General features: G+C 70.2%; 9 protein-coding genes. 8 read left to right on the forward strand and 1 reads right to left on the reverse strand.

What is annotated here, in order from left to right; translation table 11 throughout:
- Positions 1 to 195 precede the first annotated feature (195 nt).
- Positions 196 to 3,006 (reverse strand): TIR domain-containing protein, encoded by a 2,811-nt coding sequence (locus BM085_RS10055; protein ID WP_093886730.1) that lies wholly within the window; start codon positions 3,004 to 3,006, stop codon positions 196 to 198.
- A gap of 1,000 nt (positions 3,007 to 4,006) precedes the next feature.
- Between BM085_RS10055 and BM085_RS10060 the strand changes: the two genes are divergently transcribed.
- The 8 genes from BM085_RS10060 to araA all read left to right on the forward strand — a co-directional run bounded on the left by BM085_RS10060 (position 4,007) and on the right by araA (position 13,630).
- A complete protein-coding gene (locus BM085_RS10060; protein WP_093886731.1) occupies positions 4,007 to 5,014 on the forward strand; it encodes a LacI family DNA-binding transcriptional regulator in 1,008 nt (335 codons plus the stop codon).
- Positions 5,015 to 5,235: 221 nt separating this feature from the next.
- Positions 5,236 to 6,213 (forward strand): ABC transporter substrate-binding protein, encoded by a 978-nt coding sequence (locus BM085_RS10065; protein ID WP_093886732.1) that lies wholly within the window; start codon positions 5,236 to 5,238, stop codon positions 6,211 to 6,213.
- A 58-nt stretch (positions 6,214 to 6,271) separates the two neighbouring features.
- Positions 6,272 to 7,783: a sugar ABC transporter ATP-binding protein gene (locus BM085_RS10070; RefSeq protein ID WP_093886733.1), complete on the forward strand. Its 1,512-nt coding sequence runs from the start codon at positions 6,272 to 6,274 to the stop codon at positions 7,781 to 7,783.
- The gene (locus tag BM085_RS10075; RefSeq protein ID WP_093886734.1) at positions 7,780 to 8,826 is read left to right on the forward strand and encodes an ABC transporter permease; all 1,047 of its coding nucleotides are present in this window, start codon (positions 7,780 to 7,782) and stop codon (positions 8,824 to 8,826) included. The genes BM085_RS10070 and BM085_RS10075 overlap by 4 nt, the downstream gene beginning before the upstream one ends.
- Positions 8,823 to 9,806: a galactofuranose ABC transporter, permease protein YjfF gene (gene yjfF, locus BM085_RS10080; RefSeq protein WP_093886735.1), complete on the forward strand. Its 984-nt coding sequence runs from the start codon at positions 8,823 to 8,825 to the stop codon at positions 9,804 to 9,806. The genes BM085_RS10075 and yjfF overlap by 4 nt, the downstream gene beginning before the upstream one ends.
- A 46-nt stretch (positions 9,807 to 9,852) precedes the next feature.
- A complete protein-coding gene (gene araB / locus BM085_RS10085; RefSeq protein ID WP_093886736.1) occupies positions 9,853 to 11,508 on the forward strand; it encodes a ribulokinase in 1,656 nt (551 codons plus the stop codon).
- Positions 11,505 to 12,152: an L-ribulose-5-phosphate 4-epimerase gene (locus BM085_RS10090; protein WP_093886737.1), complete on the forward strand. Its 648-nt coding sequence runs from the start codon at positions 11,505 to 11,507 to the stop codon at positions 12,150 to 12,152. The genes araB and BM085_RS10090 overlap by 4 nt, the downstream gene beginning before the upstream one ends.
- Positions 12,149 to 13,630 (forward strand): L-arabinose isomerase, encoded by a 1,482-nt coding sequence (gene araA / locus BM085_RS10095; RefSeq protein WP_093886738.1) that lies wholly within the window; start codon positions 12,149 to 12,151, stop codon positions 13,628 to 13,630. Before BM085_RS10090 ends, araA begins: the two co-directional genes overlap by 4 nt.
- Positions 13,631 to 13,638 lie beyond the last annotated feature (8 nt).

Genomic DNA, 13,638 nt, shown 5'->3' on the forward strand with positions numbered 1-13,638 from the left:
AGGGGGCTGGACCTGCTTCTCGCAGTATTAAATAGGAAACCTTCCTATGCAATACCGTGTTTCCGCTGACCGCTGACCGCTGACCGCTGACCGCTGACCGCTGACCGCTGACCGCTCACCGGCCCTGGGCCAGGCCGCCCCTCTCGCCTTCTCGCCTCCAGAGCCGGGCGGCCCGCTTCCGCCTCCTGGTTCCCGTCACGGGCACGGTGTCCGTGACACGCCGTCGAGGAGGAATCGCCTGGCCTCGGGGGCGGTGAGGTCGCGGCCGACGATTTCGCAGATCTGGGTGAGGGCGGTCGACACGTCCGTCGTCCATGCGAGCACGCGGCCGTTCATATAGGCGGCGAGGACCTTGTCGCCTGCCGGGGTCAGGGTGATGTCGAGCACCTGGTCGCCCGGCATGGGGAGCAGGGCGAGCTGGAGTCCGCGGTTCACGTCCCACAGGATGATGTTGCCGTTGACGTCGCTGGAGACGAGGGTGCGGCCGTCGGATGTGAAGAGGACCCGGCTCGCTCCGATCGGATGTCCGGTGAGGACGTGGACGGCCTTCCGGGTTTTCACGTCCCACAGGATGATCCGGCCGTCCAGCCCGGCCGAGGCCAGGATGTCGCCGTGCGGCGAGAACGCCAGGCCGGACGCGGTGTTGAAGTGTCCGCTGAGCTTGCCGATCAGCTTGCCGGTGGCCGTGTCCCAGAGCCAGATGTCGAGGTCGCCGGCGCCCGCGGCGAGGATCCGCCCGTCCGGGCTGAACGCGACGGAGTCGTAAAGGTCCCGGCCGGAGCCGACGCTGGTCGCCTTGCGGGTGGTGGTGTCCCACAGTACGACTCCGTCGGCGCCCCCGGCGGCCAGGCTCCGGCCGTCGGGACTGAACGCGAGACCCGCCACGCGCACCGGCGCCTTCGGCAGCCGGGTGGCCGTGGACTCCGTCGGATCGTTGAGCCACACCTCGTTGCGGGTGGCGATCGCGATCTGGTTTCTCTCCCGGCTGGTGACGACGCGGGTGACCGGAGCCCCGCCCGGGATGCGAAGCTCCTCGGTGTCCTCGGGGTCGGTGAGCGAGACGACGGTGAGCACGCCCTCGCTGCCGCCGCTGATCAGCTTCTTCCCGTCCGGATTGATGGCCACGGCCCGGGCGGCGCCGCCGGGGGCGCTCATCGGGGCGCCGAGCGGGTCCCACAGGATGACGTTGCCGTCCCACGCCGCGGTGTAGAGGGTCCGGGAGTCCTTGCTGGGCGCTATCGCCGTCACCGGGCCGGTGTGTGCCTCGTAGCGGCCGAGGATGTCCTCGTCGGCGAGGTCCCACAGCAGCACCCGGGTGTCGGCTCCGCCGGTGGCCAGCAGACCCCCGCTGTGGCCGAGGAAGGCAAGCGCGTGGACGGGGGTGTAGTGGCCGTTGAGGCGATGGACCACCCGGCGGGTCCGCACATCCCACACGACCGCGCCCCCGATCGTGTCCCGGTAGGTGCCGGCGGCGACGAACCGGCCGTCCGGGCTGAAGGCGACCGGTGTGAATCTTCCGGGCTGGCCGGGGACCGTCAGCGTGGTCGTCGCCTTGCTCTGCACGGCCGTCTCGCCCGGCCGCCACAGTTTGACCGTGCCGTCGGCGGCCGCCGAGGCGAGCATGTCGGCCTTCCCGTTGAACGCCAGGCCGGTCACGGTCCCCCGGTGCCCCTTGATCAGGGCGAACGGCCGGCTGCCCTCCAGATCCCACACCACGATCCGGCCCTCGTCGTCACCGGCCGCCAGCAGGAAGTTCCCGCTGGCCGCCAGTGAGAAGACGTTCGATCGGTACCCGTCGACGCTGAGTGTCGCGACGCGGCGGCCGTCGCGCACGTCCCATACGGACAGCGCGCCGTCCGCGCCGCCGACCGCCAGCCGCCGGCTGTCGGCGGTGAAGGCGAGGGCATGGGGCGTCTTGACGCCGGTCTCCAGCGTGCGGAGCCGGGTACGGCCGGCGGGATCCCACAGCACGACCCGGCCGTCGCTCCTCGCGGTGGCCAGCACCTCGCCGTCCGGGCTGACCTTCATGTCGTTGATCTTCGTGCCGTCCGGGTCGGAGAGGAACGCCCGGATGGACCGCCACTGCCCGGCCTTGGCGAGCAGGGCCGCCCTGGCCTCCTCGGTCGGTTCGGTTCTCCACGCCGCCGCGCTCAGCAACATCGACAGCTGCGGGTTCGCGCGTGCCTGCCCTTCGGCCCGGGTGGCGAGATAGCGCGAGAGCGCCACAGCCGCCTCGTGCTCGGCGCGTGTCTGCTGGGTGCGGGCGACCCCGGTCTGCTGACGGGCGATCAGACCCAGGCCGCCGGCCACGAGGGCCAGCACGAGCAGTACGGCCGCGGCCGACCACGCCGTGCGCAGAGCACGCCGATGCTGGCGGATGTCCTCCCCGACCAGGTCGCTTTTGGGACGGCCGTGGACGGCCGCGCCAAGAGTGGCGACGCCGTCCTGGAACCGGGCCTCGTCATCCCGGTTCATGGCCCGCGGCTCGTTCGCGGGAATGCCGCGCAGGTCGGCCCAGAGCGGTGTCTCGGTGAAATACCCGGCGAGCTGTGCCGGTACGGCGTTTGTCACGTTCCAGTCGAAGTCGCCGTCTTCCTCGCGCCACAGCACCGTGCCGTCGGTGATCGCCATCAGCAGCGTCTGCGGGCTGCGGTGCTCGCGCCACCAGGCCACTTCCCGGGCGACCCATATCGAGGCGGCGGCATCGGGCGAGGCGAGCAGGATCAGATACCGGGACTTCGTGAGGGCGTCTTCCAGCTTGACCCAGAGCTGCGGATCGGCGGCCAGGTCCGAGGGGGCGCAGAACACCCGTAAGGCGCGGCGGCGATACCAGGGCCGGGCCAGCCGGTGCAGGGCCAGGCGCAGTCCGGGCGCGAGAACCGCGTCGGAGGCGGTGCTGTAGGAGATGAACGCGTCGTAGGAGAGGCCCTCCCCGTCCGGGTCCGCCGGAATCGCGCCCGAGTCCTCCGGGACGGCGCCGGCCCTCGGAGGCGGCTGTTCACTCATGCGGCATCCGCCGTTCCGGTGTCCTGGACGCCTGGGCCGTCGACGCCGGAGAGGGCCGGCCGGATCTCGGATTCACGCGGCCGGTCAGCGGTTCCGGCCGCTCAGGGCCGGGCATCCTCATCCGCCTGTCCGCAGTCACGGCCTCGAACAGAGTCACGGCCTTGAACAGGGGGAAAGCGACTTCGACTGAGCTCTCTACCATCGTCGGCCTCCGTCCGATGGCGACGCCTCCGCTTGGTGTGTCCTGTTGGTACATCTCCCCACCGGGGATAACGTTTCATTCGGTTCTTTCCCGAGGCCGTCGGTCCCCTGTGCCGGAAGTCGTCTCTTCGCAACGGGCGGTCCATCCCTGTCGCGGAAGGGGCGAGCCGCCTCCGTGCTCCTGGCGAGATCCGGCCAGGGAACGGGAGAAGCGCCCGCCTCTCCCGCGCACGCGCGATGCGGTCTGCGGGATTGAGTTCGCTCGTGTCCCCAAGTCAGCCTCTCCCGCGCACGCGCGATGCGGTCTGGCTCGCGAGCAGGCCGGCGGCCGGTGCCGCGCGGAGGCCAGTGACCGGTCTCTCTTCGCGCGGAGGATCCTCGGCATTTTGTTAACGTTAACAAAGCGGCAGGGTGAGAAGTGAGCGCTAACAACGGAGAACGGTCAACAGTTAAGAACCTGATGCACCGCCCTGTCAACAGGGCGTTAAAAGGGCGTTTCGTGTGACCGGACCGTGACCGGGCGAGTCCTTGACGGAGGGCATTGTTAACGTTCACAGTCTTGCCCAAGCCGAGAAAAACCAGCCGGGAATCCCCGGCAGGAGACCCTCGGCAGGGAACCCCTGGCCGGGAAGCTCGACCGCGAAGGCCCGGCCGGGGGAGCTCGGCCGGGAAGCCGGAGCAGGGAAACGAGCCGGGAAAGTCAGAGCCGGGGATGTCGGAACAGGGAAAGCCGGAGCAGGGAAACGAACTGGGAAAGGGGCAACCTGTGGGATCGACCTCGGAGCGTCGCCCTCCCGTGATGGCCGATGTCGCCAGGGTGGCGGGTGTGTCACACCAGACGGTCTCCCGGGTGCTCAACGACCACCTGAACGTCCGCGCCGAGACCCGCATCCGGGTCCTGGCGGCGATCGACCAGTTGGGCTACCGCCGCAACTTCGTCGCCCGCGCCCTGGTGACCAGGCATTCGCGCAGGCTGGGTGTGGTCAGTTTCGACACCACGCTCTACGGCCCGGCCAGCACGGTCTACAGCATCGAGCAGGCGGCGAGGGCGGCGGGTTACTTCGTGAGCATCGTCAGCCTGCGGACCATCGACAGGGCGGGGGTGCGCGACGCGCTCGACTACCTCGCAGACCAGGGCGTGGACGGCATCGTCGTGGTCGCGCCGCAGCGCTCGGCCGCCCAGGCCCTCGACGACCTGCCCGCGGGTATGCCCGTCGTGGCCGTGGAGGGCGGGCACGCGGGGGACGTCTCCGTGGTCAGCGTCGACCAGGTCGCGGGCGCCAGGCTGGCCACCGAGCATCTCCTGGACCTGGGCCACGACACGGTCTGGCATGTCAGCGGCCCTTCGGACTGGCTGGAGGCCGAGGGGCGGATCGCCGGCTGGCGCGACGTCCTGACCGCCGCCGGACGTCCGGTCCCCGAACCGCTGGACGGCGACTGGAGCCCGCGTTCCGGCTACGTGGCGGGCCGGCGGCTGGCCGCGATGGCGGGCGACGTCACCGCGGTCTTCGTGGCCAACGACCAGATGGCGCTCGGAGTCCTGCGGGCGCTGACCGAGGAGGGGATACGGGTTCCCGAGCAGATGAGCGTCGTGGGTTTCGACGACATCCCGGAGTCGGAGTTCTTCTCCCCCCCGCTCACCACCGTCAGGCAGGACTTCGGGGCCGTGGGCAGGTGCAGCATCGAGGTGCTCCTGCGGCAGATCGAGGCGGACGGGCCGCTCGCGCGTGAACGTCACGTCGTGCCGGCCGAGTTCGTCGCCAGGGCCAGTGCCTCGCGCCGGCCGGACGGAGCCGTGCGGAACTAGCCATACCGAAATCAGCCGTACAGGACCAGCCGTACAGAAAATCAGCCGTACAGAAACAGCCGTGCAGGACTAGCCGTACAGATTCGTACCGGAACGGAAGCGGAGCCCGTGCGCAGGCGGAGAGCGCGCGCACGGGCGGAGCGGTGCAGAGAAGGAAAGCGGGAGAGCGCCGGATTCGCCGCGGTGATGTTAGCGCTCACAGCAAGAAAGGACCCCCCACCATGTTCAAGAGGATCTCGGCGCTGCTGCTGGCCGGCGCTGTCACGATGACGATGGCAGGATGCGGCGGCGACGGCGGTTCGGGCGGCTCCGCCGACGACGGCAAGATCACGATGGGATTCTCCCAGGTCGGCGCCGAGAGCGGCTGGCGCACCGCCAACACCAAGTCCGTCCAGGGGGCCGCGGCGGCCGCCGGAGTCACGCTGAAGTTCTCCGACGCGCAGCAGAAGCAGGAGAACCAGATCAAGGCCATCCGCTCCTACATCCAGCAGAAGGTGGACGTCATCGCCTTCTCGCCGGTCGTGGAGTCCGGCTGGGACACCGTGCTCAAGGAGGCCAAGAACGCCTCCATCCCGGTCATCCTCACCGACCGGGCCGTCGACTCCGCGGACACCAGCCTCTACAAGACCTTCCTCGGCTCGGACTTCGTCGAGGAGGGCCGTAAGGCCGGCACGTGGCTGACCGAGGAGTTCAAGGACTCCAAGGATCCGGTGAACATCGTCGAGCTGCAGGGCACCACCGGCTCGGCGCCGGCCAACGACCGCAAGGCGGGCTTCGCCGAGGTCATCGGGGCCGACCCCAAGTTCAAGGTGATCGCCTCGCAGACCGGCGACTTCACCCGCGCCAAGGGCAAGGAGGTCATGGAGGCCTTCCTGAAGGCCAACCCGGACATCGACGTGCTCTACGCGCACAACGACGACATGGGTCTCGGCGCGATCGAGGCGATCGAGGGCGCGGGCAAGGTGCCCGGCAAGGACATCAAGATCATCACGATCGACGCCGTCAAGGACGGCATGCAGGCCCTCGCCGACGGCAAGATCAGCTACATCGTCGAGTGCAGCCCGCTGCTCGGCCCCCAGCTGATGGACCTGGCCGCGAAGGCCGTCAAGGGGGAGAGCATCCCGGCCCGCGTCGTGACGGAGGAGACCACCTTCACGCAGGAGCAGGCCAAGGAAGCCCTGCCGAGCCGCCAGTACTGATCGACGACGGGCCGCTTCCCGGAGCGGCCCGTCTCCCATCGAGGAAGGCGGACGCCGCATGACCGCACCCGTCCCGATCCTGCGGATGCGCGGGATCAGCAAAGAGTTCCCCGGCGTGAAGGCACTGTCCGGCGTCGACTTCCGGCTGCTGCCGGGAGAGGTGCACGCGCTCATGGGGGAGAACGGCGCCGGGAAGTCGACCCTCATCAAGGTCCTCACCGGTGTCCACGACATCGACGCCGGAGAGATCGAACTGGGCGGCCGGAAGGTCGTCTTCGCCGGCCCGTCGGCCGCCCAGCAGGCCGGGATCAGCACCGTCTACCAGGAGGTCAACCTCTGCACGAACCTCTCGGTCGCGGAGAACATCCTCATCGGCCGCGAGCCGCGCCGCCTGGGCCGGATCCAGTGGGGCCGGACGCGCCGCCGGGCCGCCGAGCTGCTCGCCCGGCTGGAGCTCGACATCGACGTGTCGGCGCCGCTGTCGGCCTACTCGCCGGCCATGCAGCAGATGGTCGCGATCGCCAGGGCCGTGGACGTCTCGGCCCGGGTGCTGATCCTGGACGAGCCCACCTCCAGCCTGGACACCGGGGAGGTCGCCCAGCTCTTCCGGGTGATGCGCAAGCTCAAGGAGGAGGGCATCGCGATCCTGTTCGTCTCGCACTTCCTCGACCAGGTCTACGAGATCTCCGACCGCATGACGATCCTGCGCAACGGCCGGCTCGTGAGCGAGCACCTCACCGGCGAGCTCGGCCAGGTCGAGCTGGTCGGCAAGATGATCGGCCGCGAGCTCGCCGACCTGGAGAAGCTGGAGGGCAAGCCGCTCGCCCGGGAGACGGAAGCGCTGGTGGAGGCCGAGGATCTGGGCAGGGCCGGGGCCGTCGAACCGTTCACCCTCACCATCCACGAGGGCGAGGTCGTCGGCCTGGCCGGGCTGCTCGGCTCCGGGCGCACCGAGATCGCCCGTCTGCTGTTCGGCGCCGACCACGCGGGCACCGGCTCTCTCAAGATCGACGGCCGGCCGGTGAGCCTGCGCACCCCGCGGGCGGCCATGAACCACCGGATCGCCTTCTGCTCGGAGAACCGCCGCGCCGAGGGGCTCATCCCCGACCTCACCGTGCGGGAGAACCTCATCCTGGCCCTGCAGGCGGCACGCGGCTGGAGCAGACCGATCCCGCGCCGCAAGCAGGACGAGCTGGTCGATAAGTACATCTCCGCGCTGAAGATCAACCCGGCCGACCCCGAGCAGCTGATCAGGAACCTCAGCGGCGGCAACCAGCAGAAGGTGATGCTGGCCCGCTGGCTCATTCTCGAACCCCGCCTGCTCATCCTCGACGAGCCCACCCGGGGCATCGACGTCGGCGCCAAGGCCGAGATCCAGCGCCTGGTCGCCTCCCTGTCCGACGGCGGCATGGCCGTGCTGTTCATCTCCGCCGAGCTGGAGGAGGTGCTGCGGCTCAGCCACAAGATCGGTGTGCTGCGCGACCGCAGGCTGGTCGCCGAGCTGGACAACGACGACGACCTCACGACCGACGTCCTCATGGAGACGATCGCGAGCGGAGCCCGCGCATGAACGCCGTCCTCAGGCACCGGCTTCTGTGGCCCGCCGTCGTCCTGGCCGCGCTGCTGCTGACCAACCTGCTGTTCACCGGCACCTTCTTCGCCGTCCAGATGCGCGACGGCCACCTCTACGGCAGCCTGATCGACATCGTCAGGTTCGGCGCGCCGCTGATCCTCGTCGCGCTCGGCATGACGCTGGTCATCGCCACCGGTGGCATCGACCTGTCGGTCGGCTCGGTCGTGTCGATCTCCGGCGCCCTGGCCTGTCTGCGGATCAGCGGCATGGACGACCAGAACACCGTCTCCGGCGTGGTCGCGGCCGCCGGCCTCGGCCTCGTGCTCTCCCTGGCCCTCGGGGTGTGGAACGGCCTCCTCGTCGCGGGCGTCGGCATCCAGCCGATCATCGCGACACTGATCCTCATGGTCGCGGGACGCGGCCTGGCCCAGCTCATCACCGACGGCCAGATCATCACCGTCAACAGCGGTCCGTACAAGCTCATCGGCGGCGGCTACTGGCTCACGCTGCCGTTCGGCATCATCATCGTGCTGGCGGTCCTCGCGCTGACCGCGGTGCTCACCCGGCGCCTGGCCCTGGGCCTGCTCATCGAGTCGGTCGGCGGGAACGCGGAGGCCAGCCGTCTGGCGGGCATCCGCTCGCGTGGCGTGATCATCGCGGTCTACACGTTCGCCGCGCTGTGCGCGGGCGTCGCCGGGCTCATGATCAGTTCGAACGTCTCCAGCGCCGACGGCAACAACGCCGGTCTCTGGATCGAACTGGACGCCATCCTCGCCGTCGTCATCGGCGGCACCTCGCTGGCGGGGGGCCGGTTCTCGCTCGGCGGCACCGTGCTGGGCGCGCTCATCATCCAGACGCTGACCACCACGATCTACTCGATCGGCGTGCCTCCGGAGACGACGCTGCTGTTCAAGGCGCTCGTGGTCACCGTGGTGTGCCTGCTCCAGTCCCCGGCCTTCCGCGAGAAGGCATTCCACCGCCGCAGGCGCCCGGTGACGGCGCCCCCCGCGGCCGAGGAGAAGGTGAGGGTCCCGGCGTGAGCGTCCTTGTCGCCGGCCGCCGCGCGGTCCCGAGGAAGTACGTCCCGGTCCTGGTGACCGCCTGCCTGTTCGCCGCGATGTTCGCCGCCGGCGGCCTCCGCTACGACAGTTTCGCCACCGGTCAGGTCGTCCTCAACGTCTTCATCGACAACGCCTTCCTGCTCGTCGTCGCGGTCGGCATGACGTTCGTGATCCTCACCGGCGGCATCGACCTGTCGGTCGGCGCGGTGGTCGCGCTCTCGACGATGATCTCGGCGAGCCTCGTCACGGACCAGGGCTGGCCGTCGCCGGCGGTGATCCCGCTGGTGCTGGCCATCGGCGCGGCGCTCGGCTGGGCGATGGGCTGCATCATCCACTACTTCGAGATCCAGCCGTTCATCGTGACGCTGGCCGGGATGTTCCTGGCCAGGGGCCTGTGCTACACGATCGGCACCGACTCGATCTCCATCACCGACGAGACCTACACCGCCCTCGCCCAGGCCCGCGTCGACCTGCCGGGCGGCATGTCCGTCTCGCCGAGCGTGGTCATCGCGCTGGTGGTCGTCCTCGTCGCGGCCTACGTGCTGCACTACACCCGTCTGGGCCGCAATGTCTACGCGACCGGCGGGAGCGAGCAGTCGGCACTGCTCATGGGCCTGCCGGTGGCCAGGACGAAGATCGCGGTCTACACGATCAGCGGCTTCTGCTCGGCGCTCGGCGGCGTGCTGCTCTCCCTCTACATGCTGTCGGGGTACGGCCTGCACGCGGTCGGCATGGAGCTGGACGCGATCGCGGCGGTCGTCATCGGCGGCACGCTCCTGACCGGCGGCTCGGGCTACCTGCTCGGCACCGTGCTCGGCGTGCTCGTCCTGGGGCTGATCCAGACGATCATCAGCTTCGAGGGCACGCTCAGCTCCTGGTGGACCAAGATCTTCATCGGTCTGCTCCTGCTGGTCTTCATCCTGCTGCAGCGCCTCATCTCGGTGCGCCGCCGTACCTAGACCGTTCAGTGGTACGGCGGAGCCGCACCTGATCAGTGGAGATTGTGTGAACGTTGACAACGAACGCTACGTGGTCGGTGTCGACTTCGGCACGCTGTCGGGCCGCGCCGTCGTGGTGCGGGTGGCCGACGGCGCCGAGGCCGGCAGCGCCGTGCACGAGTACGCCCACCGCGTGATCGAGGACCGCCTCCCCGGCACCGGTGCGCGCCTCGGGGCGGACTGGGCGCTGCAGTCGCCGCAGGACTGGCGTGAGGTGCTGCGCAACGCGGTGCCGCAGGCGCTGGCCGTCTCGGGGGTCTCCGCGTCGCAGGTCATCGGCATCGGCACCGACTTCACCGCCTGCACCGTGCTGCCCGCCACCGCGCAGGGCCTTCCGCTGTGCGAGCTGCCGGAGCTGAGGGGCCGGCCGCACGCCTGGCCGAAGCTGTGGAAGCACCATTCGGCGCAGCCGTACGCCGACCGGATCAACGCCCTCGCCGAGCGGCGGGGCGAGAGCTGGCTGCCCCGCTACGGCGGCCGGATCTCCTCCGAATGGGAGTTCGCCAAGGGCCTCCAGGTCCTGGAGGAGGACCCCGAGGTGTATGGCAGGGCCGAGCGCTGGATCGAGGCCGCCGACTGGATCGTCTGGGAACTGACCGGCGTGGAGAGCCGCAACGTCTGCACCGCCGGCTACAAGGGCATCCACCAGGACGGCGCCTATCCCGGCGATGACTTCCTGGCCGAGCTCAATCCCGCCTTCGCCGGTTTCGCCGGCAAGCTCGGCCGGGAGCTGTCCCCCCTCGGCGGTCTGGCCGGCCGGCTGACCGCGCGGGCCGCCGGATGGACGGGGCTCCCCGAGGGCCTCGCGGTCGCCGTCGGCAACGTCGACGCGCACGTCACGGCCGTCGCCGCGGACGCGGTGCGGTCCGGCCAGATGGTCGCCATCATGGGCACCTCGACCTGCCACGTCATGCCGTCCGACCGGCTCGCCGAGGTGCCGGGCATGTGCGGCGTGGTCCGTGACGGCATCGTGCCGGGGCTGTGGGGCTACGAGGCGGGCCAGTCGGGCGTCGGCGACATCTTCGCCTGGTTCGTCGAGACCTCGGTGCCCGCCTCCTACTCGCGGGAGGCCGGCAGCCGCGGCATCACCGTGCACGAGTACCTCACCGAGCTGGCCGCCGCCCAGAAGGTCGGCGCGCACGGGCTGGTCGCGCTGGACTGGCACAACGGCAACCGCTCGGTGCTGGTCGACCACGACCTCTCCGGGATGGTCGTCGGCCAGACGCTCGCGACCAGACCCGAGGACACCTACCGGGCGCTCATCGAGGCCACCGCGTTCGGCGCCCGCGTGATCGTGGAGGCGTTCGAGGCCGCAGGGGTGCCGGTGGAGGAGTTCGTCGTCGCCGGCGGGCTGCTGAGGAACCGGTTCCTCATGCAGGTCTACGCCGACGTGCTGCGCCGCCCGCTGTCGGTGATCGGCTCCGGCCAGGGCCCGGCGCTCGGTTCGGCGATCCACGCGGCGGTCGCCGCAGGGGCCTACCGGGACGTCACCGCGGCAGCCGCCGCCATGGGCAAGCGCACCGAGGCGGCCTACGTACCCGACGCCGGGCGGGCGGACGCCTACGACCGGCTGTACGCCGAATACCGCGACCTGCACGACCACTTCGCGGACGGTGCGCTGCTGCACCGGCTCCGCGCCATCCGGAACGAGGGGGCCGCATGAGAGAGACCGTCTGCGCACTCCACCAGGAGCTGGTGCGCAACAACCTGGTCGCCTGGACCGCGGGGAACGTCTCGGGGAGGGTGCCCGGGGAGGACCTGTTCGTCATCAAGCCGAGCGGTGTCCCCTACGACGACCTGACCCCCGAGGCGATGGTCGTGTGCGACCTGGAGGGCAACCTCGTCGAGGGCGCGTTCTCCCCGTCCAGCGACACGGCCGCGCACGCCTACGTCTACCGGCACATGCCCGAGGTGAACGGCGTGGCGCACACCCACTCGACCTACGCCTCGGCCTGGGCGGCACGCGGCGAGCCGATCCCGTGCGTGCTGACCGCGATGGCCGACGAGTTCGGCGGCGAGATCCCCGTGGGCCCCTTCGCCCTGATCGGCGACGACGACATCGGCAAGGGGATCGTCGCCGTCCTGGAGGGCCACCGCTCCCCGGCGGTCCTCATGCGCAACCACGGGGTCTTCACCATCGGCGACTCCCCGAAGGCGGCGGTGAAGGCGGCCGTCATGTGCGAGGACGTCGCCCGCACCGTGCACCTGTCCCGGCAGCTCGGCGAACCGCTGCCGATCCCGCAGGGCGACATCGACCGCTTGTACGGCCGCTACCAGCACGTTTATGGGCAAAGGAGTCAGCGTTGAAGGTCTGGTTTCTCACCGGCAGTCAGGGACTTTACGGTGACGACACGCTGCGCCAGGTGGCCGAGCAGTCCCGGCGGATCGCCGCGGCCCTGGACGAGGCGCTCCCCTTCGAGGTCGAGTGGGAGCCGGTGCTCACCGACGCCGCGGCGATCCGCAGGATGTGCCTGGAGGCGAACTCCTCCGACGAGTGCGTCGGGCTGATCGCGTGGATGCACACCTTCTCCCCGGCCAAGATGTGGATCGCCGGCCTGGACGCCCTGCGCAAGCCGCTGCTGCACCTGCACACCCAGGCCGACCTGGAACTGCCGTGGAGCTCCATCGACATGGACTTCATGAACCTCAACCAGGCGGCGCACGGTGACCGCGAGTTCGGCTACATCCAGGCCAGGCTCGGAGTGCCCCGCAAGACCGTGGCCGGCCATGTGAGCGACCCCTCCGTGGCGGCGCGGATCGAGGCGTGGGCCAGAGCGGCGGCAGGCCGGGCCGAGGTGGGCTCGCTCAGGCTGGCCAGGTTCGGCGACAACATGCGCGACGTGGCGGTGACCGAGGGCGACAAGGTCGAGGCCCAGCTCCGTTTCGGCGTGTCGGTCAACACCTACGGCGTCAACGACCTGGTGGCCGCGGTCGACGCCTCCTCCGAAACCGAGGTCGCCACGCTGGTCAAGGAGTACGAGGACCTGTTCCGGGTCGCCCCCGAGCTGCGTGCCGGCGGCGAGCGGCACGACTCCCTGCGCTACGCGGCCCGGATCGAGCTGGGCCTGCGCCACTTCCTGGAGGCGGGCGGGTTCAAGGCGTTCACCACCAACTTCGAGGACCTCGGCGGGCTGCGGCAGCTACCGGGCCTGGCGGTGCAGCGCCTGATGGCCGACGGCTACGGCTTCGGCGGCGAGGGCGACTGGAAGACCTCTGTGCTGCTGCGCACGCTGAAGGTGATGTCGGCCGGACTGCCGGGCGGCACCTCGTTCATGGAGGACTACACCTACCACCTGACGCCGGGACAGCAGCTCATCCTCGGCGCGCACATGCTGGAGGTCTGCCCGACGATCGCCTCGGGCGTCCCGTCGTGCGAGATCCACCCGCTCGGCATCGGCGGCCGGGAGGATCCGGTCCGGCTGGTGTTCGACGCCGAGCCCGGCCCCGCCGTCGTCGTCGGCCTGGCCGACATGGGGGAGCGGTTCCGGCTGGTCGCCAACGAGATCGACGTGGTCGCCCCGGCCGAGCCGCTGCCGAACCTGCCCGTGGCCAGGGCGGTCTGGAGGCCCCGGCCCGACCTGCGCACCTCGGCCGAGGCGTGGCTCACCGCCGGCGCCCCGCACCACACCGTCCTGTCGGCCGCGGTCGGCGTCGAGGAGCTCACCGACTTCGCCGACATGCTCGGTGTCGAACTGCTCGTCATCGACGCCGACACCACGCCACGCGGGTTCGCCAGGGAACTGCGCTGGAACCAGGCCTACTACCGTCTCGCCCAGGGATTCTGACGTCGGCG

This window comes from Streptosporangium canum, from assembly GCF_900113865.1.
In the GTDB taxonomy this organism is placed as follows: domain Bacteria; phylum Actinomycetota; class Actinomycetes; order Streptosporangiales; family Streptosporangiaceae; genus Streptosporangium; species Streptosporangium canum.